This window comes from Paraburkholderia sp. (assembly GCF_050742655.1).
Lineage (GTDB): Bacteria > Pseudomonadota > Gammaproteobacteria > Burkholderiales > Burkholderiaceae > Paraburkholderia.
In genome coordinates this window covers 35708-56609 of record NZ_JBOIGG010000002.1, presented here as the reverse complement: position 1 = coordinate 56609, position 20902 = coordinate 35708, and the positions used below count along the sequence as shown (strand labels likewise).

The 20902-nt window shown below is 66.9% G+C and carries 20 protein-coding genes and 1 pseudogene; 9 read left to right on the top strand and 12 right to left on the bottom strand.

All coding sequences use genetic code 11. The annotated features are described in order from the left end of the window. Positions 1–24: 24 nt before the first annotated feature. A pseudogene (rpe, locus tag ACREXZ_RS02920) lies at positions 25–717 on the top strand (ribulose-phosphate 3-epimerase); the annotation flags it as partial. A 34-nt stretch (positions 718–751) separates the two neighbouring features. On the opposite strand, the gene ACREXZ_RS02915 reads toward rpe, so the two are convergent. Genes ACREXZ_RS02915 through ACREXZ_RS02905 form a run of 3 tightly spaced genes read right to left on the bottom strand, consistent with a single transcriptional unit; the run spans position 752 to position 4762 of the window. After that, a complete protein-coding gene (locus ACREXZ_RS02915) occupies positions 752–2134 on the bottom strand; it encodes a DUF6513 domain-containing protein (protein WP_431762530.1) in 1383 nt (460 codons plus the stop codon). Next, positions 2113–2709, bottom strand: a complete 597-nt coding sequence (locus ACREXZ_RS02910) for a flavoprotein (RefSeq protein ID WP_431762529.1) — start codon at positions 2707–2709, stop codon at positions 2113–2115. The genes ACREXZ_RS02915 and ACREXZ_RS02910 overlap by 22 nt, the downstream gene beginning before the upstream one ends. A 16-nt stretch (positions 2710–2725) precedes the next feature. Further along, positions 2726–4762 carry a sigma-54-dependent Fis family transcriptional regulator gene (locus tag ACREXZ_RS02905; RefSeq protein ID WP_431762528.1) on the bottom strand — a complete coding sequence of 679 codons (2037 nt, stop codon included), beginning with the start codon at positions 4760–4762 and terminating at the stop codon, positions 2726–2728. Positions 4763–5178: 416 nt separating this feature from the next. Between ACREXZ_RS02905 and ACREXZ_RS02900 the strand changes: the two genes are divergently transcribed. After that, on the top strand, positions 5179–5691 hold the full coding sequence (locus ACREXZ_RS02900; protein WP_431762527.1) for a dihydroneopterin aldolase: 513 nt from the start codon (positions 5179–5181) through the stop codon (positions 5689–5691). 54 nt (positions 5692–5745) lie between these two features. Here the strand turns inward: ACREXZ_RS02900 and ACREXZ_RS02895 are convergent, their stop codons facing one another. The 9 genes from ACREXZ_RS02895 to ACREXZ_RS02855 form a co-directional block, all read right to left on the bottom strand. Next, positions 5746–6165, bottom strand: coding sequence for a hypothetical protein (locus ACREXZ_RS02895; RefSeq protein ID WP_431762526.1), 420 nt, complete (start codon positions 6163–6165; stop codon positions 5746–5748). A 128-nt stretch (positions 6166–6293) separates the two neighbouring features. Next, positions 6294–6803, bottom strand: a complete 510-nt coding sequence (gene fae, locus ACREXZ_RS02890) for a formaldehyde-activating enzyme (RefSeq protein WP_431762525.1) — start codon at positions 6801–6803, stop codon at positions 6294–6296. A 109-nt stretch (positions 6804–6912) separates the two neighbouring features. Next, positions 6913–7848, bottom strand: coding sequence for a triphosphoribosyl-dephospho-CoA synthase (locus ACREXZ_RS02885; RefSeq protein WP_431762524.1), 936 nt, complete (start codon positions 7846–7848; stop codon positions 6913–6915). Next, positions 7841–8836 (bottom strand): ATP-grasp domain-containing protein, encoded by a 996-nt coding sequence (locus tag ACREXZ_RS02880; RefSeq protein ID WP_431762523.1) that lies wholly within the window; start codon positions 8834–8836, stop codon positions 7841–7843. Before ACREXZ_RS02880 ends, ACREXZ_RS02885 begins: the two co-directional genes overlap by 8 nt. Positions 8837–8838: 2 nt before the next feature. Further along, on the bottom strand, positions 8839–9876 hold the full coding sequence (gene mch / locus ACREXZ_RS02875; RefSeq protein WP_431762522.1) for a methenyltetrahydromethanopterin cyclohydrolase: 1038 nt from the start codon (positions 9874–9876) through the stop codon (positions 8839–8841). Further along, the gene (locus ACREXZ_RS02870) at positions 9851–11059 is read right to left on the bottom strand and encodes an ATP-grasp domain-containing protein (protein ID WP_431762521.1); all 1209 of its coding nucleotides are present in this window, start codon (positions 11057–11059) and stop codon (positions 9851–9853) included. The genes mch and ACREXZ_RS02870 overlap by 26 nt, the downstream gene beginning before the upstream one ends. 15 nt (positions 11060–11074) lie before the next feature. Continuing rightward, positions 11075–12001: an NAD(P)-dependent methylenetetrahydromethanopterin dehydrogenase gene (locus ACREXZ_RS02865; protein WP_431762520.1), complete on the bottom strand. Its 927-nt coding sequence runs from the start codon at positions 11999–12001 to the stop codon at positions 11075–11077. An 89-nt stretch (positions 12002–12090) separates the two neighbouring features. Continuing rightward, a complete protein-coding gene (locus ACREXZ_RS02860) occupies positions 12091–13116 on the bottom strand; it encodes a beta-ribofuranosylaminobenzene 5'-phosphate synthase family protein (protein WP_431762519.1) in 1026 nt (341 codons plus the stop codon). Between the two features lie 354 nt (positions 13117–13470). After that, positions 13471–13860, bottom strand: a complete 390-nt coding sequence (locus tag ACREXZ_RS02855; protein WP_431762518.1) for a 4a-hydroxytetrahydrobiopterin dehydratase — start codon at positions 13858–13860, stop codon at positions 13471–13473. A gap of 455 nt (positions 13861–14315) precedes the next feature. Here ACREXZ_RS02855 and ACREXZ_RS02850 point away from each other — a divergent pair, with 455 nt between their 5' ends. From ACREXZ_RS02850 to ACREXZ_RS02820, 7 genes are all read left to right on the top strand, one after another. Beyond that, positions 14316–16133 carry a methanol/ethanol family PQQ-dependent dehydrogenase gene (locus tag ACREXZ_RS02850; protein ID WP_431762517.1) on the top strand — a complete coding sequence of 606 codons (1818 nt, stop codon included), beginning with the start codon at positions 14316–14318 and terminating at the stop codon, positions 16131–16133. A 120-nt stretch (positions 16134–16253) separates the two neighbouring features. Continuing rightward, complete coding sequence (locus ACREXZ_RS02845; protein ID WP_431762516.1) at positions 16254–16685, top strand: c-type cytochrome; 432 nt, start codon at positions 16254–16256, stop codon at positions 16683–16685. A 58-nt stretch (positions 16686–16743) separates the two neighbouring features. Beyond that, the gene (locus ACREXZ_RS02840; protein WP_431762956.1) at positions 16744–17646 is read left to right on the top strand and encodes a substrate-binding domain-containing protein; all 903 of its coding nucleotides are present in this window, start codon (positions 16744–16746) and stop codon (positions 17644–17646) included. Next, positions 17643–18419, top strand: a complete 777-nt coding sequence (locus ACREXZ_RS02835; RefSeq protein WP_431762515.1) for a hypothetical protein — start codon at positions 17643–17645, stop codon at positions 18417–18419. Before ACREXZ_RS02840 ends, ACREXZ_RS02835 begins: the two co-directional genes overlap by 4 nt. Positions 18420–18537: 118 nt before the next feature. After that, complete coding sequence (locus ACREXZ_RS02830) at positions 18538–18843, top strand: carboxymuconolactone decarboxylase family protein (protein ID WP_431762955.1); 306 nt, start codon at positions 18538–18540, stop codon at positions 18841–18843. Between the two features lie 63 nt (positions 18844–18906). Continuing rightward, positions 18907–19869 carry a LysR substrate-binding domain-containing protein gene (locus tag ACREXZ_RS02825; protein WP_431762514.1) on the top strand — a complete coding sequence of 321 codons (963 nt, stop codon included), beginning with the start codon at positions 18907–18909 and terminating at the stop codon, positions 19867–19869. Continuing rightward, positions 19866–20900 (top strand): porin, encoded by a 1035-nt coding sequence (locus ACREXZ_RS02820; RefSeq protein WP_431762513.1) that lies wholly within the window; start codon positions 19866–19868, stop codon positions 20898–20900. Before ACREXZ_RS02825 ends, ACREXZ_RS02820 begins: the two co-directional genes overlap by 4 nt. Positions 20901–20902: the final 2 nt, after the last annotated feature.

The window sequence follows — 20902 nt, the reverse complement described above, 5'->3', positions numbered from 1 at the left end:
CGAACCGCTCGCGAGGAGACCCCCATGCGCGACTTTCTGATTGCTCCGTCACTGCTGTCGGCGGATTTCGCGCGTCTTGCCGACGAGATCCGCGATGTCACCACGGCCGGCGCGGACTGGATCCATCTGGACGTGATGGACAACCACTACGTGCCGAACCTGACCATCGGGCCACTGGTGTGCGCGGCGCTGCGGCCGCACGCGACGATTCCGCTCGACGTGCATCTGATGACGATGCCCGTCGATCCACTCGTCCCCGCGTTCGCCGACGCCGGCGCGCACACGATCAGCTTCCATCCGGAAGCGTCACTGCACGTGCATCGCACGATCGAACTGATCCGGTCGAGCGGCGCGCGGGTAGGGCTCGCGCTCAATCCGGCGACGCCGCTCGCGGTGCTCGATCACGTGCTGGATCAGCTCGACGTGGTGCTCGTGATGTCGGTGAATCCGGGCTTCGGCGGACAGGCGTTTATTCCCGAGACGCTCGACAAGCTGCGTGCGTTGCGCCGGCGCGTCGACGCGGCGATCCAGCGCACCGGCCGGCGGTTGCTGATCGAAGTCGACGGCGGTGTGAAGACGTCGAACATCGCGCAGATCGCAGAGGCGGGCGCCGACGTGTTCGTTGCCGGGTCGGCGGTATTTGGGGCGGGCGGCGGAGGCGGCGTCGATCGCTACACGCAGGCAATCGGCAGCCTGCGCGAGGAACTGAACGGTGTGTTCATCGCGGCGACCGCGCGACGAACGGCCGGCGTCAGCGTTTTTTCATCGTCTCGCCGGGCGCGCGCCAGGCGGTTAGGTCTTCCTCCGGCCGCTCGACCGCGCAGCCCCAGTCGAGCGGCTGGTCCTGATCGAAGCGCTTGCCGAGGCGCCACGCAATCTCCGCGCGCGCGAGTTGCACGCCCATGTAGAACGCGTGGCCGCCGTCGGTGTCGAGCTTCAGCGCAGGGTAGAGTGCGAACGGATCGTCCGAACGATGATGGCCGTCGCGGTTGTACACGTGGATGCCGTCGGCGCCGACCTGCACGCGGAAGTTCGGGTCGCGCACGTCGCGGGCGAATTCGTCGATCTCCGCGGCGTTGTAAGGAAATGGCCGCTTCGCGTGGACCGTCGCGAGCGCACCGGTAATGCCCTTCGGCAGCACCTGCGCTTCGCGTGCGGCGTGCATCATGCGCCGCGCGACGTCGGCTTCGCGCACCGCGCGCCGCGCATGCAGGCTCACCGACGTGGTCAGCACCGCGCCGATGCGCAGTTCGGCCGCGATGCCGAGCAGCACCGCGTTGATGCCGCTGGTGTCGGCCTCGGTCAGTTCGGTGACGTTGCCGATGCCCATCATGATCGCGATGTCCGGGTAGCGTTCGCGCAGCCGCACGTAGCGCGCGATCGATGCGGCAAGGCCGAACGGAATCGGGTCGAGAATCGGGTCTGCGTAGAACGCGCGGCCGCGCGCGGCGAGCCGTTCGATCGCGGCGTCGAGCGAGGCGGGGTCGCCCGGTTCGCGCGCGACGAGAATCGGCGTGGCCGGCACCTCGTCGGCGATCCACAGCGTGTCGAGGTTCAGGCTCATCAGGTAGTCGGCGCCCGCGCGGCCACCGCGCAGCAGTTCGTCGGTCAGCATCGAATCGACGCTGACGCGAAAGCCCTCGGCTTTCAGCGCACGCACGGCGTCTTCGAGATGCGGGAATGGCGTCTCCGGCAAACAGCCGACGTCGATCACGTCCGCGCCTTGCGCCGCATGTTCGCGCGCACGGGCGACGATGCCGTCGACATCGAGACGCGGCGCGTCGACGATCTCCGCGAAGATCTCCGTGTCGTAGCGCGAAAGGTCGACTGGATGCGCCTCACGGCCAAAGAACTGCGGCAGGTCCTTCACTTCTTCGGGGCCGCGTTCGACCGGCACGCCGTAGTGGCGGCTCAACGCATCGAGGTCGCCGCGGCAGCGGCCCGGCACGATCATCCGCTGCGCGGCGAGCGGCGCGCTCACGCGGCGGCCGATCATGTCGGCGGTCATCAAGGCGGCGACTTGCAGGCCGATCTCGCGCACTTCCCAGCTGAACGGCGTGGGCGCCATGCTTTCCAGCACGCGTGTCAGACTCTTTTCGGCGAGCCGGCCCGTCAGGAAGAGGATGTGGTCCATGCGAGATCGAGCGTCGACAACCGTTGATCGAGCGCCGCTTTCAGTCCGTCCAGCGAGCGCGCGAGCGTCGTATGGTCGAAACGCGCGAGGCGTTCGACGTTGTCGAGTTCGATCGCCCGCGGACGCAGCTCGACCCATTCGTCGGGGCTTTGCGTGATCACGGTCGGTTCCGTGTCGCATGCAAAGACGATGCCCGGGATGCACTGCTTGCCCGCCTGCGCGAACATGTTGGTCGGCAGCGTATCGGAGATGCCGAATGCGCATTTGGCGACGGTGTTGCTCGTGGCCGGCGCGATCACGACCGTGTGATAGATGCCCTGGTACAGCATGCCGACCGGCACGCCGCTCGCGCTGTTGTCGCGGAACACGCGAAAGTGCTTACGCAGTTCCTCGAGCGGCCAGCCGTAGAGCGGCAGCACTTCCTCCGCGGCCGCGGACAGGAACAGGTCGGCGCGCGGCAACTGCCGCGCGAGTGCGATCGATTCTTCGAGCAGATGGCCGGAGCCGGTCACGCACCACGCGAAGCGCGCGTCCGGCCTGAAGTCGTCGAGACGGCGCGCGGGTGCGTGGGGCATGCGGTTTATGCAGGGGTCATGCGTCGACGCCGGGCGCCGAGCCGTCGTGCGACAGCCGGATGTGCAGCCGGCGCATCTTCCGGTACAGCGTGTTGCGGCTGATGCCGAGCGCCTTCGCGACGTTGCTGACGTTCCAGCGGTGCTCGGCGAGCAGCGACAGCACGGTCTCGCGCTCGTTCAGCTGGATTGCGTTGAGCATCGAGATGTCGGCTTCGTCGGCGGGATGCGGGTCGAGATCGGCCGTCGCGAGGCGCAACGCGGTCGGCATGTCGATGTGCTGCGTGCGCTGCGTGATTTCGGCGGGCAGATCTTCGCGACGGATCGGCTCGCCGTCGGACAGCGCGATCACCATCTGCAGCACGTGGCGCAACTGACGGATGTTGCCGGGCCATGAATAGGTGAGCAGCGCGTGTTCGGCTTCAGGCGACAGCGCAGGCGGATCGTCGGTCTCGCTCTCCAGCAGATGATGGATCAAGGCGAGCTTGTCGACCCGTTCGCTAAGCGGCGGCAGATTCAGTTCGACACCCTTGAGCCGGTAGTACAGATCCTCGCGGAACTGGCCGCCGTGCACGAGTTCGAGCAGGTTGCGGTGGCTCGCGCTGATCAGCTGGAAGTTCACCTTGACGGTGGTTTCCGCGCCGAGCGGTGTGACCTCGTGTTCCTCGATCACGCGCAGCAGCCGCGCCTGCAGCGCGAGCGGCATGTCGCCGATTTCGTCGAGAAACAGCGTGCCGCTGTTCGCCTGCACGATCTTGCCGCGCCGGCCTTCGCGCTGCGCGCCGGTGAACGCACCCGCGCGATAGCCGAACAGCTCGCTTTCGATCAGGTTCTCCGGCAGCGACGCGCAGTTCACCGGCACGAACGGACCGCTCGCATGCGGACTGATGCTGTGCAGCGCCTGCGCGAAAACTTCCTTGCCGGTGCCGGTTTGCCCGCGCAGCACGATCGGAATCCTGCGCTGGATCACGCGCGCGCCGAGCTGGATCTGCGAGGCCATGCGCGGGTCGCCGAATTCGAGGTGCGCGATTTCGTCGAGCCGCGGCGTCGGTGTGCGGCGCTCGGGAGGCGGGTTGCTGTGGCGCACGGTGGGGTCGGTGACGAGCATGCGCGTCGCGCGGCCGGCGCTGTTCTGCGGCGTCTGCGCGACGAGGAAGAAGCGGTTGGTCGCGTTCGCGCTGTACACGGTGACCGGATGAAACGAGCCGCGGATGCTGCGCGCGATCATGTCTTCGAGCGACGCGTTGAACGCTTCCTCGATGCGTTTGCCGCGCAATTCGCCGAGCGTACGGAAGCCGAGCTGGAACAGCGCGCTGCGGTTCGCGGCGAGCACGGTGCTGTCGTCGGCGACCGCGAGCTTGCCGCCGTGCAGCGTGCCGACGAATTCGGGGCGGCTGTGAAAGTGGATCATGTTCGCGTGCCGGTAGCGCGAGTCCAGCAGACGGTTTTCGATCATCTGCCGCGACATGCCGACGAGCACGAGCGAGTGCTGCTGCAGCAGCTTCGAGCGGCTCGTTACGTCGAGCACGCCGGCGATCTCGCCGCTGTCGTCGAAGATCGGCGCGGCGGAGCAGGTGAGCGACGTATAGCGCGGATAGAAATGCTCGTGCTGGCAAACGGCGATGCAGTCGCGTTCGGCGAGACACGTGCCCATCCCGTTCGTGCCCGCTTCGCGCTCGCTCCACAGCGCGCCGACGCGAAAACCGTCGGCGGCGACCGCTTCGGCGAACGGCACCGACGACACCTGATGCACGATCGCGCCGCCCGAATCGACGAGCACCACCGCGAGTTCGGGGTCGGCCAGCTGTTGATAGAGCGTGGTCATCTCGAGCTTCGAGCACGCGATCAGATCGCCTAGCGCCTCGCGGCGCGCATTGAGTTCGTATTCGGTGAGGATGGGCGGAACGACGAAGCGTGATGGGTCGAGCTGGAACTCGTTCATGCAGCGAACCCACGACTGGGCGACGGAATCGCTGGTAGGGCGCGTCGCCAACTGGTGGTTGACGACGTTCAACACCTCTCGGACGTGCATACTGGAATCAGCGAGCAACGACATGGGGTTCGTCTCCGTTGCGGCACCTCGGACGCGCACGACATGCGTGATCTGCTTCGCATGACTCGCGTGACGAGCACCGCTTTATCGATAATGTTTCCCCGCGCGCGCTGCGACGTTCTCGGCCCCGCATGCGCATCCGGCACTCGACCCGCGTGCCGTATTTCCATCCACCTGATACAACGTGCTGCAGCTACATGACCATTTAAAACTCTACGCCCGATGTCGGTTTGGTTCAAGAAAAAGTCGCATTCTGTCTGGTGCTGCGCCCGATTTTTGCTTTTCTCTTCTTAATGCGTTCTCCTGCGCGGTTTTCGCGGGCCATGGCGCAGGAATTGTTGCCGTGTCGGTACAGGTTGTTGCGTACCGTCTGTACTGTCCCGTCACCTGTCCCTTGCCGCGCTGCGGCGGAGCCCACCATGGACCGTATCGATACCGTTCGTCTGACCCGTTCCTTCAGCCAGCGCGACGATGCGTCCGCCGCTTCGTTGACCGCCGCACCGCGTGACAGGATGGACATCGTGTTCATCGAGGACTTCACGGGCCAGACGGTGATCGGCATCGACACGAGCGAACTGCTCGTGCCGCAGCCGGTGCGAATGAATCTCACGATCGGCGTGCCGTCGCTGCGCGCATGCACCACCGACCGCATCGAAGACACGATCGATTACGTCGCCGTGCGCGACGCGCTGCATGCGCTGCTCGCGTCGCATCGCGTGCAGCTGCTCGAAGCGCTCGCCGAAGCGGTCGCGCAACTGCTGATCGCCGATTTTGGCGCGCACTGGGTGCGCGTGTCACTCGCGAAACCCGCCAAGTTCGACGACGTCGGCGCGGTTGGCGTGCAGATCGAACGGCAGCGCGGCGATGCGCTCGCGTCGGACGCGTACATGGCCAGCTATGCGTCGCTCGGCGAAGGGCTCGTGCCGAACTGATTCTCCTTACTGCATGAAGCGCATCGCGTGCGCTTCATGCCACTTCATCTCACGTCACTTCGCCGCGGCCGTCTTCTGCGGACCGAGTCCGCACGCGTGATACGCGGCGGTTCGCAGCGCGACGAACTTCTTCGCCTGCGCTTTCGCATGGTCGACGCGAAACTCCGCGCCGCCTTCGCCGCCGAGCGACGCGTACTTCGAGAACGTCGACTGGTCGACGAAATCGTCGTACGGTAGCGCGGCCGCCATCCTGTCGATCACGCACGAGCATTTGTAGACGTTCACGAAGTCGTGTCCGTTGTCGTCCATACAGCCCAGCACGTATTCGACACGACCCTGCGTCGGATAGTTGTATCCGCCGGCCGGGGCTTGCGGCGCTTGTGGCGCTTGTGGCGTCTGGCCGTCCGCCCATGCGAGCGGCACGGCGAACGCCATGCAGGCGCAGGCCAGCAGCGCGCGACATCGTATGCTCATTTCAGGCCTCTCTCGATATAGCGTTCAGGTTGCCCGGCATGCCGTCCAAATGTTTAAGGGCGCAGCGCGTGCGCGAACGGGCGAGCCCATGCCGCGGCCCGCCCGTCGTCGCGCGAACCGGCGCGCCGTCAGTTCGGCGCGAACGGATGCGCGACGCTGCCCTTTTTCGCGACCACCTCCGCCGCGCTGGGTTCGCCATTGACGGCGCGCTTGATCGCTTCGCGCGTCGCCTCGTAGTTGAACTGCTGGATCTTCTTGTCGTCGTCCGCCTGCCAGTGGATGAAGACGCCGACGCACAGGAACAGATCGTCTGCCTCGTCCTTCGGAATCGTCCCGTCCTCGACGCTGTCGGCAACCGCGAGCGCGACCGCGTGCTGCGCGGGACCGAACATCTGCACCGCCTGTTTCGCGCCCTTGATCGTCACCTTGTTGAAGAGGATCGTGTTCGGCTTGGTCAGCAGATTCGGCGCGACGACTGCGAGCAGCGACGTGAAGCCATCCTTGTTGTTGGTAAGCGCGTTGCAGAACGCGATTTCTGCAGCCGAACCTCGCGGTCCGATCAGCAAGTCGATGTGTGCGACTTCGTTGCCGTCGCCGACAAGCGACTCTCCTATCAGGACGCGATTGATCTTGGCCATGCTGTTCCTCCGATGAGTGGGTAGGGGCTTGCTGACTCGCCATTGCCCGCGACGATCCTGGTCCGCGATCGCCGCGGCGGCGCATCGACGCGCGGTGGCTGCGGTGGCATTAACTAACAGGTTCCGTGCCAGTTGCGTTATCGCCAGCGCCGGTGGTGTGCCGCGCGGCCTCGAGGCAACGCGCGACGAACAGCGTCGCGACCGTCAGGTCCGCGCTGGTGCCGGGGTTGATCGCGCGTGCCTTCAGATCGGCGTCCCACGCATCGAGCGGCGCGGCGGCCGTTTTGTGCTGTCCGGTCGGGAATGCGTGCAGCCATTGGGCGTGGTGCTCGCGTGCCGCAAGCGTGACACTCTGCGCCAGCGCCTCGCCGTGCTTGCGCACAATGTGAGAATCGGGCCGGCCGCCGAGAAACGTCAGGAACACATGCAGCGTGACGACCGACGGCGCGTTCGACGGCGCATCGCGCACCGCAGCAAGCCCGGTGTCGAACACGTCCGCGAAGCCGTTCGCGTATTGCCGCGCGATGCTGTCGCGCGCGGCGGCGAGCGTCATCGCGTCGCGCAGACCGATGCTGGGTGCCGCATGGACGGATTGCTCCGGCGCATCGCCGAGGCCGCCTGGATTGGCGAGCGCGATCGCGCGGTACGCAAGACGCGTATCGTCGAGTGAAAGCCGCGCGAGCACGTGTCCAGTCGCCGCGCGCCAGTGGTCGGCGGTGAGCGGTGGGGCGATGTTTTCGAGCGCGGCGGCAAGCGGCGCGATCAGCAGCACGATGCCGAGGTTTGTATTGCAACCGACCGCTTCGTGCGTGCGCGTCACCGCATCGAGGATGCGCGCGCCGACCGGTACGCCGCACGCAACCAGCGCATCGGCGGCCGCCTGCGCACTCGCGACGAACTGCGCGGCGAACATCCCGTGCCCCGCGCTTTGCACGCTGACGTTGCCGGGCTTCGGCGTATCGACGTCGAGCCGGCACGCGTCGACGAAGGCCGCGCGGATCGCTGCCTGCAATAACGCGCCGCGCGGCTCGCGCACTTCACGCATGGCGGCCGGGCAGCGCGACGACGGCCGGTTCAATGGCCCGCGCGGCAAGCCGGCGGTCCAGCAGGTCGTCGGCGAGTGCCGTGGCGATATCGAGCGACACGACCGACTGCAGCCCACGCCACGCCGCGACGCCGTTGACTTCGAGCACCAGCGGCCGTGCTGCGTCGTCAGGATCGGGGATCAGGTCGACACCCGCGTAGTCGAGACCAAGCGCCTGCGTCGCGCGCACCGCGGTCTGCGCGAGCGGCGCGTCGAGTTCGGCTGCTTCGCAGACGGCTCCTTGCGCAAAGTTGTGAATCCAGCCCTTGCCGCCGACGCGCCGCATCGCGGCGACCGCGCGGCCGCCGATCACCAGCACGCGCCAGTCGAATCCCGGCCGCGTGCCGTCGACGTAGCGCTGCAGATAGGCGACCCGGCTATACGGCGCGAGCGACGGCAACGGCGTCAGCGAGCCGCCGCGCGCGCGGCTAGCGCCGAGTCGTTTGAGCCCGTGGCCCTGCGAGCCGAACAGCGGCTTCAGCACGACCTGGCGCCCGGCGGCGGCTTCGCGCATCAGTACGCGTTGTGCGAACGCGGCCGATTCGCCGGCCCATGTCGCGGGGGTCGGTACGCCGTGGCGATGCAGCAGAAAACTGGTCATCGACTTGTCGACGCTGCGCTCGATCGCGCGCGCGTCGTTGTATACCGGCACGCTGGATTCGCGCAGCGCGTGCAGGATGCCAAGGCGCAGCGTCACCTGCTCGAACGTGCCACCCGCGATGCCGCGCACGAACACCGCATCCGGCAGCGTGTGGCCGAAGCCGGGCAGCACGAGCCCGTGCGGCTGCCATGTCGTGTCGATCCGGCAGTCGGCGAGATCGATGCAGCGCGCGTCCGCGCCGCGCGCGCGGAAGGCCTTCTTCAGACGCCCGGTATGCCAGCCCGTTTCGTCGGTCATGATCGCGATGCGCAGCCCCGCATGACTGCCGCCGGACGGAAGGGGCGTCATGCTCATGATGCGGCGGCGGGGCCGCCGCCCCATTGATCCTGCAGCAGCGCCGCATCGACACGGCCGCCGTGATACGTCGCGCCGCTTTCGAGGCTGGCGACCCACACTTCGGCGGGCGCGAACAGCGCGGGATCGATCTGGTAGAAGTCGTAGTTGAACGACGTGAAGATGTCCGCGAACGGGCGCCCGTAATCGCGCGAACCCGACGCGGGCAGCTCGGCCGCGAGCCGCCGTGCAACGGCGTCGTGTTTCACGACGAGGTGGACGCGGCCACCGTAGAGGATCGCGTCGTTGGTGCGGCCCATTGCCTGAATGCCGTCGGGCGCGGGCGGCGGCAGCGGCGCACAGCCCGATCCTTCGACCACTTCGTCGAGTTCGACGCCAAGCACGTGCGTCTTGTGCAGTGCGACCTCGACGACGCGCGCGACCACCTGTGCCGTTCCCGCGACAGCGTGTGTCGGTGTGACGATGAGCGTCAGCCGTTCCGGCGCGAGGCCGCAGTCGCGCAGCACCTTGTCGATCACGATCTGCGGCGGCAGCCGGTCCACTTCGAGCACCAGCACGCCGCGATCGTGGCGATCGCGATAGCCGAGTTCCGCGAACAGCGGCTCTTTGACCGCGAGCGCGCGCGCGGGCCCGGAACCGAGCGAGAAAAACTTCTTGCCGCCCGTCTGCTCCTTCGTCGCGGACAGGCTCCAGCCGGCGTACTGGCTGCCGAGGCACGCGAGCACCGGCGACGACGTGTGCACGTCGAGCATCGTGGGCCACAGCGGCGCGGCGTCGAAGTTCATCCGCAGCGCGACGCGGCCGAAGCCGCCCATGCAGATGCGCGCGATCAGCACGCCGGCGTCGAGGCTGCCCGGCGCGTCGATGCCGGCGTCGACGAGTACCGTGCCGGCATCGGTGCGGCTGACCGCGACGCGCAGACGCGCGGCGTCGTCGACGAGTCGCGCGACGAGCCGCTCGCTGAGCGCGTTGACGCTCAGTGTGGCGGACGAAAGTGGCCCGGAGGCATCAGGCGGGGCAGGAGTGGGGGGCATGGTCGGTTTCGTGGCAGGTTTCGATGCGTTGCAGGACGAGCGCACGCTGCCGCTCGAGCGCGTGCCGTACCGTGTCGGGCGACGCGGCGTCGACGAACAGCGTGCAGACCGGTTGTCCCGCGACGATGTGTGTGCCGGGCATCGGCACGTCGCGACAACGCGGGTCGCGCAGGCACGCGTCGCTGAATGCCTGCGATGCGGTGAACGACACGGGGGCGAACAGCACCTGCTGGCCCGCGCACGCGCTTCGCGCGGTGCGCGTTTCGGGTGGAGGCAGGCGACCCAGCCGGCACGCGTCGAGATGACACGCGAGCAGGCCGCGCGGCCACGCACGGGGCGACGCGGCTTCGTACAGCGCCATCGTCGCCGACGGGCGCGCGTTGATTTCGAGCAACTCGAACGCGTCGCCGTCGAGCAGGAAGTCGCAACTGTTGATACCGGTCAAGCCGGTGTTCGCGCACAGCGCGTCGATCGCATCGCGCATGCGCGCGTCGACCCGTGGAGGCACGTCGATCGGCCCGATCGACCCCGCGTGCACGAAGCGCAGATCGCCGAGCGTGCACGTAAGCTGTTCGGCGAAACCGATCACGCGTGCATGACCGCGCGCGCCGACGAACAGCGCGGACAGCGGACGACCGCGGCTCAATCGCTGGAAATAGGTGTCGGCTGGCGGCGCTGGGCCATCGGGCTCACGGGCATCTTCAACCTGCATTCCACCGCAGCCGTTCGCGCGTTTTTGCAACCAGCCATCCGGTTCGGCTGGGCAAGTGAACGATACCTCCGGATGTGGCACGCCGAGCGTGTCGAGCAACGCGAAGAAGCGCCGCGGGTCGCGCACCGCGGCTTCCGCAGCGGCATCGTTGCCGATGAACGGGGGCAGTCCCTGCGCGCCACGCAGCGCCGCGACGCACGGCTCGAGCCCGCTGCCGCCGATCCAGCCGATAAGACGCGGCAGCCGCGCGACGCGTTCGAGCGCACCGGCGAGCTTCGTCGGATCGATCGTCAGTCCTTCGCCGCCGATGTCGAACCACACGTCGGATGCCGCGCGCGTGTCGCGGTCGCCGAACAGATCGAGCGCGGCGACACGCAGGCCCGCGCGCACGGCCGACTGCGCGAGCATCCGCGCAGACAGTCCGGCGACCGCGACGAACGGTGCATGCGGGAGCGAAGGGCGCGCGATCATGGCGTCAGAGATGGCTCAGCCCAGACCCGCGGCGACGTCGCGGGCCTCGTCGAACGCCTGCGGAAAACCGAGGTAGACCGGCTTGCCGCCGGTGCGCATCCGCATGAACAGCCGGTGCTCGACCTGGTACTTGACGTTGCCGATCGCGAGCGCGCCGATGCCGATCGCGCCTGCGTTCGGCACGCCTTCGATCGGCTTGCCGTCGTTCATCACGTTGACGCCCGCGATACCTTCCGGCGGCACGGCGTTGACGTCCGCGGCGATCAGCAGGTGCTTCGCATACGCGAGGTCGGCCGCGCCGACCACCTGGATACCCGCGATCGCGGTCGCGAGGACGATCTCCGCTTCGCCGAGCGCGTGCCGCAATTCGTCGGGCGTCGATGTGGCGACCGCGTGCGTGACGATGCCGAAGCGCCGGTTGACGTCGTCGCTGACGTGCTGCGCGCGGCCGAGATCCGTGTGGCTCGCGATCGCGACGTCGGCGCCGCGCGACGCGGCCATCGCCGCCGCGACGCGTCCCACTGCGCCGGTGCCGCCGAGTATCAGTACGCGCTTGCCGCCGAGCTCGACGCCATGCTCCTTGACGAGATGCCGCTCGACCAGCGCGACGAGTGCGGCCGCCGTCGTGTACGAGCCGCTCGGATCGGCGAACACCGAGACTTCGAACGGCGGGACCATCGCCTTGCGCGCAATGTCGAGCATGTCCGCGGCGAGCATCACGTCACGTCCGCCGATGAAGATGCCGGTGCGCGACACGCCCTTTGGTCCGCGCGAAAAGATCGCGTCCTGCGTGAGGTTCGCGACCATCCCCGCATCGACGTTGCAGTACGGAACGATCACCTGGTAGCCGGCGTCGGCGGCCATGTTGACGTCGAACGGGCTCATCTGCGGCGTAGCAGTGAACATGTGCAGGATGTAGGGCCTTTCAGTGGTTTCGGACATGGCAGGAGGCTCGTTTCAGTGGCGGTCTCATGGCGGTGCGGCAATTCGCCGGCGGAAAGCGGCGCGGGGTCAAACGGCATCACGCTGCGTCACGCGGCGTCGATGCGCGGCTGACGCGATTCCGCGGCGCTGATCGTCGCGCCGCGGTTGCGTCCCGCGACGATCGTGCATTCGATGTGGGGCAGCCCGCGCGTTGCTTCGCGTGCGGTCGCGAGTGCGCTTTCCGCTTCGCGCGCGCCCGCGACGATCGCGAAGCCCGTCGGCCCCCACGAGGTCTGGCCGATGCCCGCGATGCGTTCCGCCGCGACCGCGCGCAGCGCGCGCTCGACGTCGGGGCTCGCGAACACGCCGCCCTGCACGGGCGCGAAATATTCGCCGATGGTCTGCTGCAGTTCGGTGAGGCCGTGCGCGAACGGCACGATGTTGCGTTCGGCGGCGCCGGGCAGAATGCGCATCAGTACGAGGTGACACAGATGCGCGGCGAGGCTCTGCGGAAACGGTGCGAGCGCGGCGAGTCCGCGGCGCTCCTCGGCGCCGTGCAGTCCTTCGCGCGAATGATCGCTGACGAGCAGGATGCGCCACGCGTCCGGGAACGGCTGACGCGCGAGCAGCGGCGGCACGTCGGGATGCAGACCGCCGGACGGCCCGCCGTCCACCAGCAGGCCGCCCGCCTCGAAGCCGAGCACGCCGATGCCCGAGCGCACGCCGCGACCGAGCAGGCTCGCGAGTTCGGCACCCGTTGCCGTGCGGCCGAGCAGCTGCACGAACGCCGTGCCGACGGCCAGCGCGAGCTGCGTGCCCGAGCCGAGGCCGGTATGTGCGCGCGGCGCATGATGCACGTCGATCGCGAGCGTCGCGGGGCCGTACGCTGCCTGCAGCCGCGCGAGACAGATCGCGATGCGCTCGCGCTCAGCATCGTTCGCCGCGCCGCCGATCTGCTCATTCTCGGCGAGCCGCGCGTCGATGCGCGTCGACGGCCCGTCGATCACGAGACCGAGGCTGCCGAACGCGCGGCCAAGCGACGCGTTCGGATCGAGAAAACCCAGATGCAGACGCGCGGGTGCGTCGACGGTCACGACGGCACGAGGTGGGTGGCGGCGAAACTGGAGCGACATCGCAGGTGTCCTTGAGTGGTCTTTCGAGTCGCCCTTCGAGGCGGACCCGGCGGGGCAGAAGGTCGCCGTGAAAGCGGCTTGCGGCGCGCGTTGCAGTGCGGTTTGCAGTGCAGTTTGCAATGCAGGGAAACGGCGCGCCGGGTTAGTTCAAGCAGAAGCCATACCAGCCGCGCGCTCAGGCGATTGCCGCGGTACGACGTGCGCGTGCATGGGTTTCTCGCGTCCGGACCGCGATGTGCATCGGGGAGATGTTCGGGCGGGCGTTCGGGTAAGCGTTATGTGCCGCCGGAGGTGCACTGTGTCACGTGTATCGCGGCGTCGAACCGTGTGGAACGGTGCGCGCCGCGCGCCGTGTCAGGCCGGATCGGGTGCGTCGTACTTGATATAGCGAAAGCGCGGATCGCCGGTCGGCGTGCCTTCGAGCGGGCCGTCTTCGTGGCCCGGCTGCCATTGAACGACGTCTTCGATTTTCGTGGCGAGCGCGAAGTCCTTGTCCGTGATGCCCTTCGCCGTGTGCGTCTTCAGCTTCACGATCACGAACGCGTACGAGACCGTCAGGTCCGGGTGATGCCACGCGGCCTCCGCGAGATGGCCGACGGTATTGACCACCATCAGCGTGCCTTTCCATCCTTCGGTGCGGTATTTGCGCCGCAGCCAGCCGTCTTCCAGATACCAGTGCTGCAGCGGGCCGGCGAGACGCTGCCGGACCTCGTCGTCGGAATACACGTGTTCTTCCTGTGCCATGACCGTTGCTCCTCGCGCGCGAATGCCGCATGAAAAGGAAAGAACGCAGCAAGTGGCGAGCCAGTCGTGCGGGGCCTATCGATCAACACGCGGTCGTCATGCCTCGTCACGACCGGCTACGTATCTCGCATCGATCGGCCGCCACAGTGGGCACGCTTCGTATCGCGCGGGTGACACAGTATGTCTCGCGTCATCCGAAGCAGGCGGCACCGGCTGTCACGTCCGGGCCGTGCCGCGCGACGGCCGCGGTGTGCGCGGACACGCCTGTGCTGGTCCACGCGGCGCGGCGTTTCGATTCCGGCATGGAATATGCGTTTGCCCTCCATGCGCCACAAAGCCCGACGTCGAATCGGGAAGGGCGTTGATCGTTACCTGCATTCGAGATGGCGCGCACGATGCAACGAGGTAGCGTGGGTCATTCGTGAGTTGAACAGCAAGACAATTCTGGAGGAGACATGAACTTACGCACCATGGTTCTTGGGCTCGCGATCCTCGCATCGGCAGCCTTCAGTACTATCGTCGCACAGGCCGATCCGCAACTGGACGGGCTCATCAAGAATCCTGCGAACTGGGCGACGCAGGCCGGCGATTATGCGAATCACCGTTACAGCCCGCTGAAGCAGATCAACGAAAACAACGTCGGCAAGCTACAGGTCGCATGGACCATGTCGACCGGTGTGCTGCGCGGCCACGAAGGTTCTCCGCTGGTGGTCGGCGACACGATGTACATCCACTCGCCGTTTCCGAACAAGGTCATCGCGATCAACCTGAAGGATCAGACGTTCATCTGGCAATACCAGCCGAAGCAGGACGACCAGGTCGTGTCGGTGATGTGCTGCGACACGGTTAACCGCGGCCTCGCGTACGGCGACGGCAAGATCTTCCTGCAGCAGGCCGACACGAAGCTCGTCGCGCTGAACGCGAAGACCGGCGACGTCATATGGACCGCGCAGAACGGCAACCCGAAGGCCGGCGAAACCAACACCAACGCGCCGCACGTGTTCGGCGACAAGGTGCTGACCGGGATCTCGGGCGGCGAGTTCGGCGTGCGCGGCCGTCTGATCGCGTACGACATCAAGACGGGCAAGCCTGCCTGGACCGCGTACAGCACGGGTCCGGACAAGGACATGCTGATGAACCCCGACAAGACGATGACGTACACCGACGGCAAGATGGTGCCGGTCGGCGCGGACTCGTCGCTGAAGACGTGGAAGGGGGATCAGTGGAAGCTCGGCGGCGGCACCACCTGGGGCTGGTATGCGTGGGACCCGAAGCTGAATCTTGTCTACTACGGCACGGGCAATCCGGGCACGTGGAACCCGACGCAACGTCCGGGTGACAACAGGTGGTCGATGTCGATCTTCGCGCGCGACCTGAACACCGGCGAAGCGAAGTGGGTCTACCAGATGACGCCGCACGACGAATGGGACTATGACGGCGTCAACGAGATGATCCTGTCCGACCTGACGATCGACGGCAAGAAGGTCCCGGCGATCGTTCACTTCGACCGCAACGGCTTCGGCTATACGCTGAACCGCGTGACCGGTCAGTTGCTCGTCGCCCAGAAGTTCGACCCGGCGGTGAACTGGGCCGACCGCGTCGACATGAAGAGCGGCCTGCCGATCCGCAACGCCGCGTACTCCACGCAGGCGGCCGGTTCCGATCACAACGTGAAGGGCATCTGCCCGGCTGCGCTTGGTTCGAAAGACGAGCAGCCGGCGGCCTACGATCCGTCGACGAACCTCTTCCTCGTGCCGACCAATCACGTGTGCATGGACTACGAGCCATTCGACGTCGATTACGTGTCGGGCCAGCCGTATGTCGGCGCGACGCTGTCGATGTACCCGGGACCGGGCGAGAACAACGCGATGGGCAACTTCATCGCGTGGGACGCGGCGAAGGGCAAGATCGTCTGGTCGAAGCCCGAACGTTTCTCGGTGTGGTCCGGCGTGCTCGCAACCGCGGGCGGCGTGGCGTTCTACGGCACGCTCGAAGGCTACATCAAGGCCGTGCGCATCAAGGACGGCAAGGAACTGTGGCGCTTCAAGACGCCGTCCGGAATCATCGGCAACGTCTTCACGTACGAGTATCAGGGCAAGCAGTTCGTCGGCGTCTATTCGGGCATTGGTGGCTGGGCAGGCATCGGCATGGCCGCGGGTCTGCAGAAGTCGACCGAAGGCCTTGGCGCAGTGGGCGGCTATCGTGAACTCGCGAAGTACACCGCTCTTGGCGGCACGCTGTTCGTGTTCGCGATTCCCGGCGGCGCGAGCTGATATCGACGATACCCACGACCAGGAACATTGAACGCAACGAAGCATCGACACGCGCATCCGTTACGCCGGTACGTCCGCCGCGCGTAACGGAGCCGCGCCTCACCAGAAGGAGACATGTGCATGAAAGGCCGATCCATCGTGTTGCTGGGGGCGTTGCCCGCAGCCCTCGTCCTCGCTTCCGTCGTACTAACCGCCGTGCATGCGCAGAACAGTCCGCAGATGTCGAAGGTCGCGTACAAGGTGGTCGACGGTAACAAGGTCGACGGCAATACGCTGCTTGGGTGGAAGACCTGGCGCGCGCTCGACTGTGAGCGCTGCCACGGTGCGCAACAGCAGGGGCTCGTCGGACCGTCGCTTGTCGACGCGTTCAAGACGCTCGACCAGACCGAATTCCACCGTACGGTATTCGGTGGTCGGGTCGACAAGGGCATGCCCGATTTCAGCTCCAGCCAGATGATGCAGAAGAACTGGGAAAACCTTTACGCGTACCTGAAAGGACGCTCCGATGGACAGATCAAGCCGGGCGATCTGCAGGCCATCGACGCGAAGTAACGCACTGATGCCCGCGATGCTATCCAGCCGGAGGTTCCCGATGCGTTATCGCAAAGCAATGTTGCTGCATGCCACGCTCACGGCGGCCACGCTGTGCTGCGCGGCATTCGTGAGCGCGGCCGTCCGCGCGGACGGCCCGGCGCTGCCGAACAACGACGGCGCCGACGGCGTGCTGAGAGTGTGCGCCGATCCGAACAACATGCCGTTGTCGAACAACAAGGGCGAGGGCTACGAGAACCGGATCGCGAGCCAGATGGCAAGCGACTTCGGCTACAAGCTCGAATACACGTATTTTCCGCAGCGCATGGGCTTCGTGCGCCACACGCTGCGCGAGAAGGAAGCGGACAGCGGACGCTACAAATGCGACCTGATCATCGGCGTGCCGAAAGGCTATGACATGACGTCGACGACGCAGCCGTACCTGCGCTCCACGTACGCGATGGTGTTCGCGAAGCGTCCCGAACTCGCCGGCATCAATACGCCCGACGATCTGCTCAAGTTGCCGCCCGACCAGCTGCACAAGCTGCGCTTCGGCATGTTTTCGCAGACGCCTGCGGTGGACTGGCTGCTCGCTCACAACCTGATCGACCAGGCGGTGTCGTACCAGGTACAGAGCGGCGACCCGCAGGAGTATCCCGGCCAGATGATCGAACACGATCTGAGCGCCGGCAACGTCGACGTCGTGTTCCTGTGGGGGCCGATTGCCGGCTACTTCGCGAAGCGCGCCGGCGACACAGTGAAGCTCGTACCGTTCCCGGCCGGGCCGGGCATCCGCTTCGACTACACGATCTCGATGGGCGTGCGCTACGGCGAGAAGGCGTGGAAGGACAAGGTCGATCAATGGATCGGCGCGAATCACAACAAGATCGACCAGATCCTTGCAAGCTACGAGGTGCCGCAGCTCAAACCGGTCGATGCACCGCCCATGCAACCCGCGAAACCCGCGGACGCGTCGCCATGACGGATGCGCGCGCGCTTGCGCGCCGCGGTGCAGGGCAGGCGTTCACGGCTGCGCGGGCCGCGTGCGTGGTCTGGGCGCTGGGCGCGCTGCCGTTCGCCACGCCCGCCGCGGCGAGCGATGAGATCACGCCCGCCGAACGGCTCATCTTCACGACCGATCATCTGCACGGCATCGCGCCGCAAACCGAACTCGACTACAGCGTGCTCAATTCGGACGGGCCGAGTCGCAAGGCGGAATTCGTCAAGGTGCTGATCGTGAGTCCGGGCAACGCGAAGGGCGATGCGCAGGTGTCGGACCGCACCGGCAGCGTCACGCTGCCGGTCGGCAACCTGCAATGCAATCCGGTGATCATCTATTTTCTCGAACACGACATCACCGAAATGCAGCAGCTGACCGGCGGCCAGCGGCGCTACTTCCAGCAGCGGCTGCGTCTTGCGCTCGCCGCGGGACCGAAAATCGAGACCGTGACGAGCCAGATCGGCGGCAAGCCGGTGAAGGCGCAGCAGATCGTCGTCGAGCCGTATCGCGACGACCCGAACGCGGAGCGCTTCGCGCAGTACACTGGCAAGCGCTATACGTTCCTGCTCGCGGACGGCGTGCCGGGCCAGGTCGCGCAGATTCGCGCCGAGATACCCGGCGCGAATGGCGACTTCGGGCATCCGCTGCACACCGAGACGCTGACGTTCCAGGCCGCGCTGCGCAAATTGCCGCCGCCGAACGGGCGGCCCGGTACGCCAGCGAAACCGTCCGACGCGCCGCGGGCGAGCCGCTAATCGCTGCCGGTTCGCCGCCGCGGTTCGCGACGAGCCGCACACGTCTGCGCGCGGTGCGTCACTGATCGATAAGGAGGTCAGCATGTTGATCGACACGCAGGACTACACGCCGAAGCTGATGCAGGCGATCGGCGCGCTCGGCGCTACCGCGCCCGCGACGCTCGCCGGTTTTCAGGCGCTCGATGAGGCTGCCGCGCGCGGCGGCGTGCTCGACGCGAAGACCCGCGAGCTGATCTCGCTCGCCGTCGCGGTGACGACCCGCTGCGACGGCTGCATCGCGATACACAGCGCGGCTGCGGCGAAGGCGGGCGCAAGCCGTGAAGAAGTGGCCGAAGCGCTGTCGGTGGCGATTGCGCTGAACGCGGGCGCGGCACTGGTCTATTCGGCGCGCGCTCTCGATGCGTTCGGCCAGCAACCCGCCTAGCGTGATGAACGTCGCCATCGCACTTCGGCCGGGATGGCGCGGCTCGTCGCGCGTCGCGGCGACGTGAATTTCATTCGATCGCTGACCTTGCGTCAGCTGCAGATTTTCGTGGTGGCGAGCCGCTACACGAGCTTCGCGCGCGCCGCGGAGGAACTGCATCTGACGCAGCCGGCGGTGTCGATGCAGATCCATCAGCTCGAGGAGGCGGTCGGCCTGAGGCTTTTCGAGCGCATCGCGCGCAAGCTCGCGCTGACCGAGGCCGGCGAGAAGCTCACGCATCACGCGAGCCGTATTCTCGGCGAGATCAAGGACACCGAAGACGCGATGACGTCGCTGAAGCAGGCGGACAGCGGCTCGATCGCGGTCGGCATCGTGAGCTCCGCGACGTACTTCGCGCCGAAGCTGCTCGCGCAGTATTCGCGGCTGTACCCGAAAGTGGACGTGCATTTTTCGGTCGGCAACCGCGACGCGCTGCTGCGCCTGCTGCAGGATAACGCGATCGATCTCGCGATCATGGGACGCCCGCCGCCCGAACTCGACACGACGACCGAGCCGCTCGCCTCTCATCCACAGGTGGTGATCGCGCCGTTGACGCATCCGTTGCGCGACGCGCGTCGCTTCGACCTGCAGGAACTGCGCGGCGATACGTTCCTGCTTCGCGAGCCCGGCTCCGGTACGCGCGCGGCCGCGGAGGAAATGTTTCGCCAGCATCTGTTCACGCCAGTGAGGGTCGTCACGCTCGGCAGCAACGAAACGATCAAGCAGGCGGTGATGGCCGGCATGGGCGTCAGCCTGATTTCGCTGCACACGCTGCTGCTGGAACTGCGTACCGGCGAGATCGCGCTGCTCGACGTGACCGGCACGCCGATCGAGCGCACGTGGCAGGTCGTGCACCTGCGCTCGAAGCAGCTGTCGCCCACCTGCGTGGCGTTTCGCCATTTTTTGCTCGAACACGCGGCCGTGTATCTGGAGCACGAGTATGCGGCGTACGCGAAGCCGTCTGCCCGTGCGGCGATCGTGAAATGACTGGTCTGCTGCTTCGGCTCGCGGCGAGGACGGCGCTGCCGCTCGCGGCCTGCGCGTTCATAGGTACAGGCACGGCGCACGCACAGGGCTCGGTCACGCTCTACGGCGTGCTTGACACCAGCATCGAAGTTACCAACGCCGGCAACGGCTGGACGCCGCGTATGGATTCCGGTGCCTATCGCGGCTCGCGCATCGGCCTGCGCGGCAGCGAGCCGCTCGACGGCGACACGAGTGTCGTCTTCGATCTGGAGAGCGGCTTCGATACGGCGAACGGTATGCTCGAAACCGCGGGCACGCTATTCAACCGGCAGGCGTGGATCGGGCTGCACGGCCCGTGGGGCGAGACGCGCTTCGGGCGGCAATATTCGCCGCTCTACATTCCGTTCAAGGGCGGCCTCGACGCGTTCGGCGCCGGCACGATCGGCTCGGGGCTGAACAACCTGTCGAAGATCACGCCGTACACCGACAACGCGCTGACCTGGCTGTCGCCGAAGTTCGCCGGCTTCGACGTCACCGCGATGATCGCGTTGCGCGATCCCGGGGACGGCAACGGTCTCGGCGGCTACTTCGTCACCGCGAACTACACGCACGACGCGTTGCGGCTGTCGTATGCGCGCCAGCAGACGCACGGCGAAGCGGGCCTGCGCGCGAATTTCGCGGGGGCGTCGTACCTGTTCGGCCCGGTGCGCGCGTATGCGGCGTACTTCAACGGCGACGGCGGCAGCCCGCGCTATCACGACGACGGCGTGTCGCTGTCCGCGTCGTGGGCGATTTCGCCGCGGGCCCGCGCGTCGCTGGGCTACACGCATGCGCGCGACCGCAGCGGGGAGGGCAACGATGCCGACCAGTTCAGCATCGCGTTCGAATACACGATGTCGCGCACGCTGCTGGTCTATTTCACCGCCGCCGATCTCGAGAACCGCGGCAAAGCGGCGTTCACGCTGCGCGGCGTCAACGTGACGGGCTTGCCGGTCGCGTATCCGGGCGCCCCGGTGCGGGGTGTGCAGATCGGGATGATCGAGCGGTTCTAGCC

Coding starts and splice junctions, on each gene's coding strand:
- fae (WP_431762525.1), bottom strand. CDS start 6,803: ATGGCCAAGATCAATCGCGTCCTGATAGGAGAGTCGCTTGTCGGCGAC.
- ACREXZ_RS02895 (WP_431762526.1), bottom strand. CDS start 6,165: ATGAGCATACGATGTCGCGCGCTGCTGGCCTGCGCCTGCATGGCGTTC.
- ACREXZ_RS02820 (WP_431762513.1), top strand. CDS start 19,866: ATGACTGGTCTGCTGCTTCGGCTCGCGGCGAGGACGGCGCTGCCGCTC.
- ACREXZ_RS02850 (WP_431762517.1), top strand. CDS start 14,316: ATGAACTTACGCACCATGGTTCTTGGGCTCGCGATCCTCGCATCGGCA.
- ACREXZ_RS02830 (WP_431762955.1), top strand. CDS start 18,538: ATGCAGGCGATCGGCGCGCTCGGCGCTACCGCGCCCGCGACGCTCGCC.
- ACREXZ_RS02900 (WP_431762527.1), top strand. CDS start 5,179: ATGGACCGTATCGATACCGTTCGTCTGACCCGTTCCTTCAGCCAGCGC.
- ACREXZ_RS02860 (WP_431762519.1), bottom strand. CDS start 13,116: ATGTCGCTCCAGTTTCGCCGCCACCCACCTCGTGCCGTCGTGACCGTC.
- ACREXZ_RS02880 (WP_431762523.1), bottom strand. CDS start 8,836: ATGACGCCCCTTCCGTCCGGCGGCAGTCATGCGGGGCTGCGCATCGCG.
- ACREXZ_RS02870 (WP_431762521.1), bottom strand. CDS start 11,059: ATGATCGCGCGCCCTTCGCTCCCGCATGCACCGTTCGTCGCGGTCGCC.
- ACREXZ_RS02835 (WP_431762515.1), top strand. CDS start 17,643: ATGACGGATGCGCGCGCGCTTGCGCGCCGCGGTGCAGGGCAGGCGTTC.
- ACREXZ_RS02845 (WP_431762516.1), top strand. CDS start 16,254: ATGAAAGGCCGATCCATCGTGTTGCTGGGGGCGTTGCCCGCAGCCCTC.
- ACREXZ_RS02840 (WP_431762956.1), top strand. CDS start 16,744: ATGTTGCTGCATGCCACGCTCACGGCGGCCACGCTGTGCTGCGCGGCA.
- ACREXZ_RS02910 (WP_431762529.1), bottom strand. CDS start 2,709: ATGCCCCACGCACCCGCGCGCCGTCTCGACGACTTCAGGCCGGACGCG.
- ACREXZ_RS02855 (WP_431762518.1), bottom strand. CDS start 13,860: ATGGCACAGGAAGAACACGTGTATTCCGACGACGAGGTCCGGCAGCGT.
- ACREXZ_RS02915 (WP_431762530.1), bottom strand. CDS start 2,134: ATGGACCACATCCTCTTCCTGACGGGCCGGCTCGCCGAAAAGAGTCTG.
- ACREXZ_RS02905 (WP_431762528.1), bottom strand. CDS start 4,762: ATGTCGTTGCTCGCTGATTCCAGTATGCACGTCCGAGAGGTGTTGAAC.
- ACREXZ_RS02885 (WP_431762524.1), bottom strand. CDS start 7,848: ATGCGTGAAGTGCGCGAGCCGCGCGGCGCGTTATTGCAGGCAGCGATC.
- mch (WP_431762522.1), bottom strand. CDS start 9,876: ATGCCCCCCACTCCTGCCCCGCCTGATGCCTCCGGGCCACTTTCGTCC.
- ACREXZ_RS02865 (WP_431762520.1), bottom strand. CDS start 12,001: ATGTCCGAAACCACTGAAAGGCCCTACATCCTGCACATGTTCACTGCT.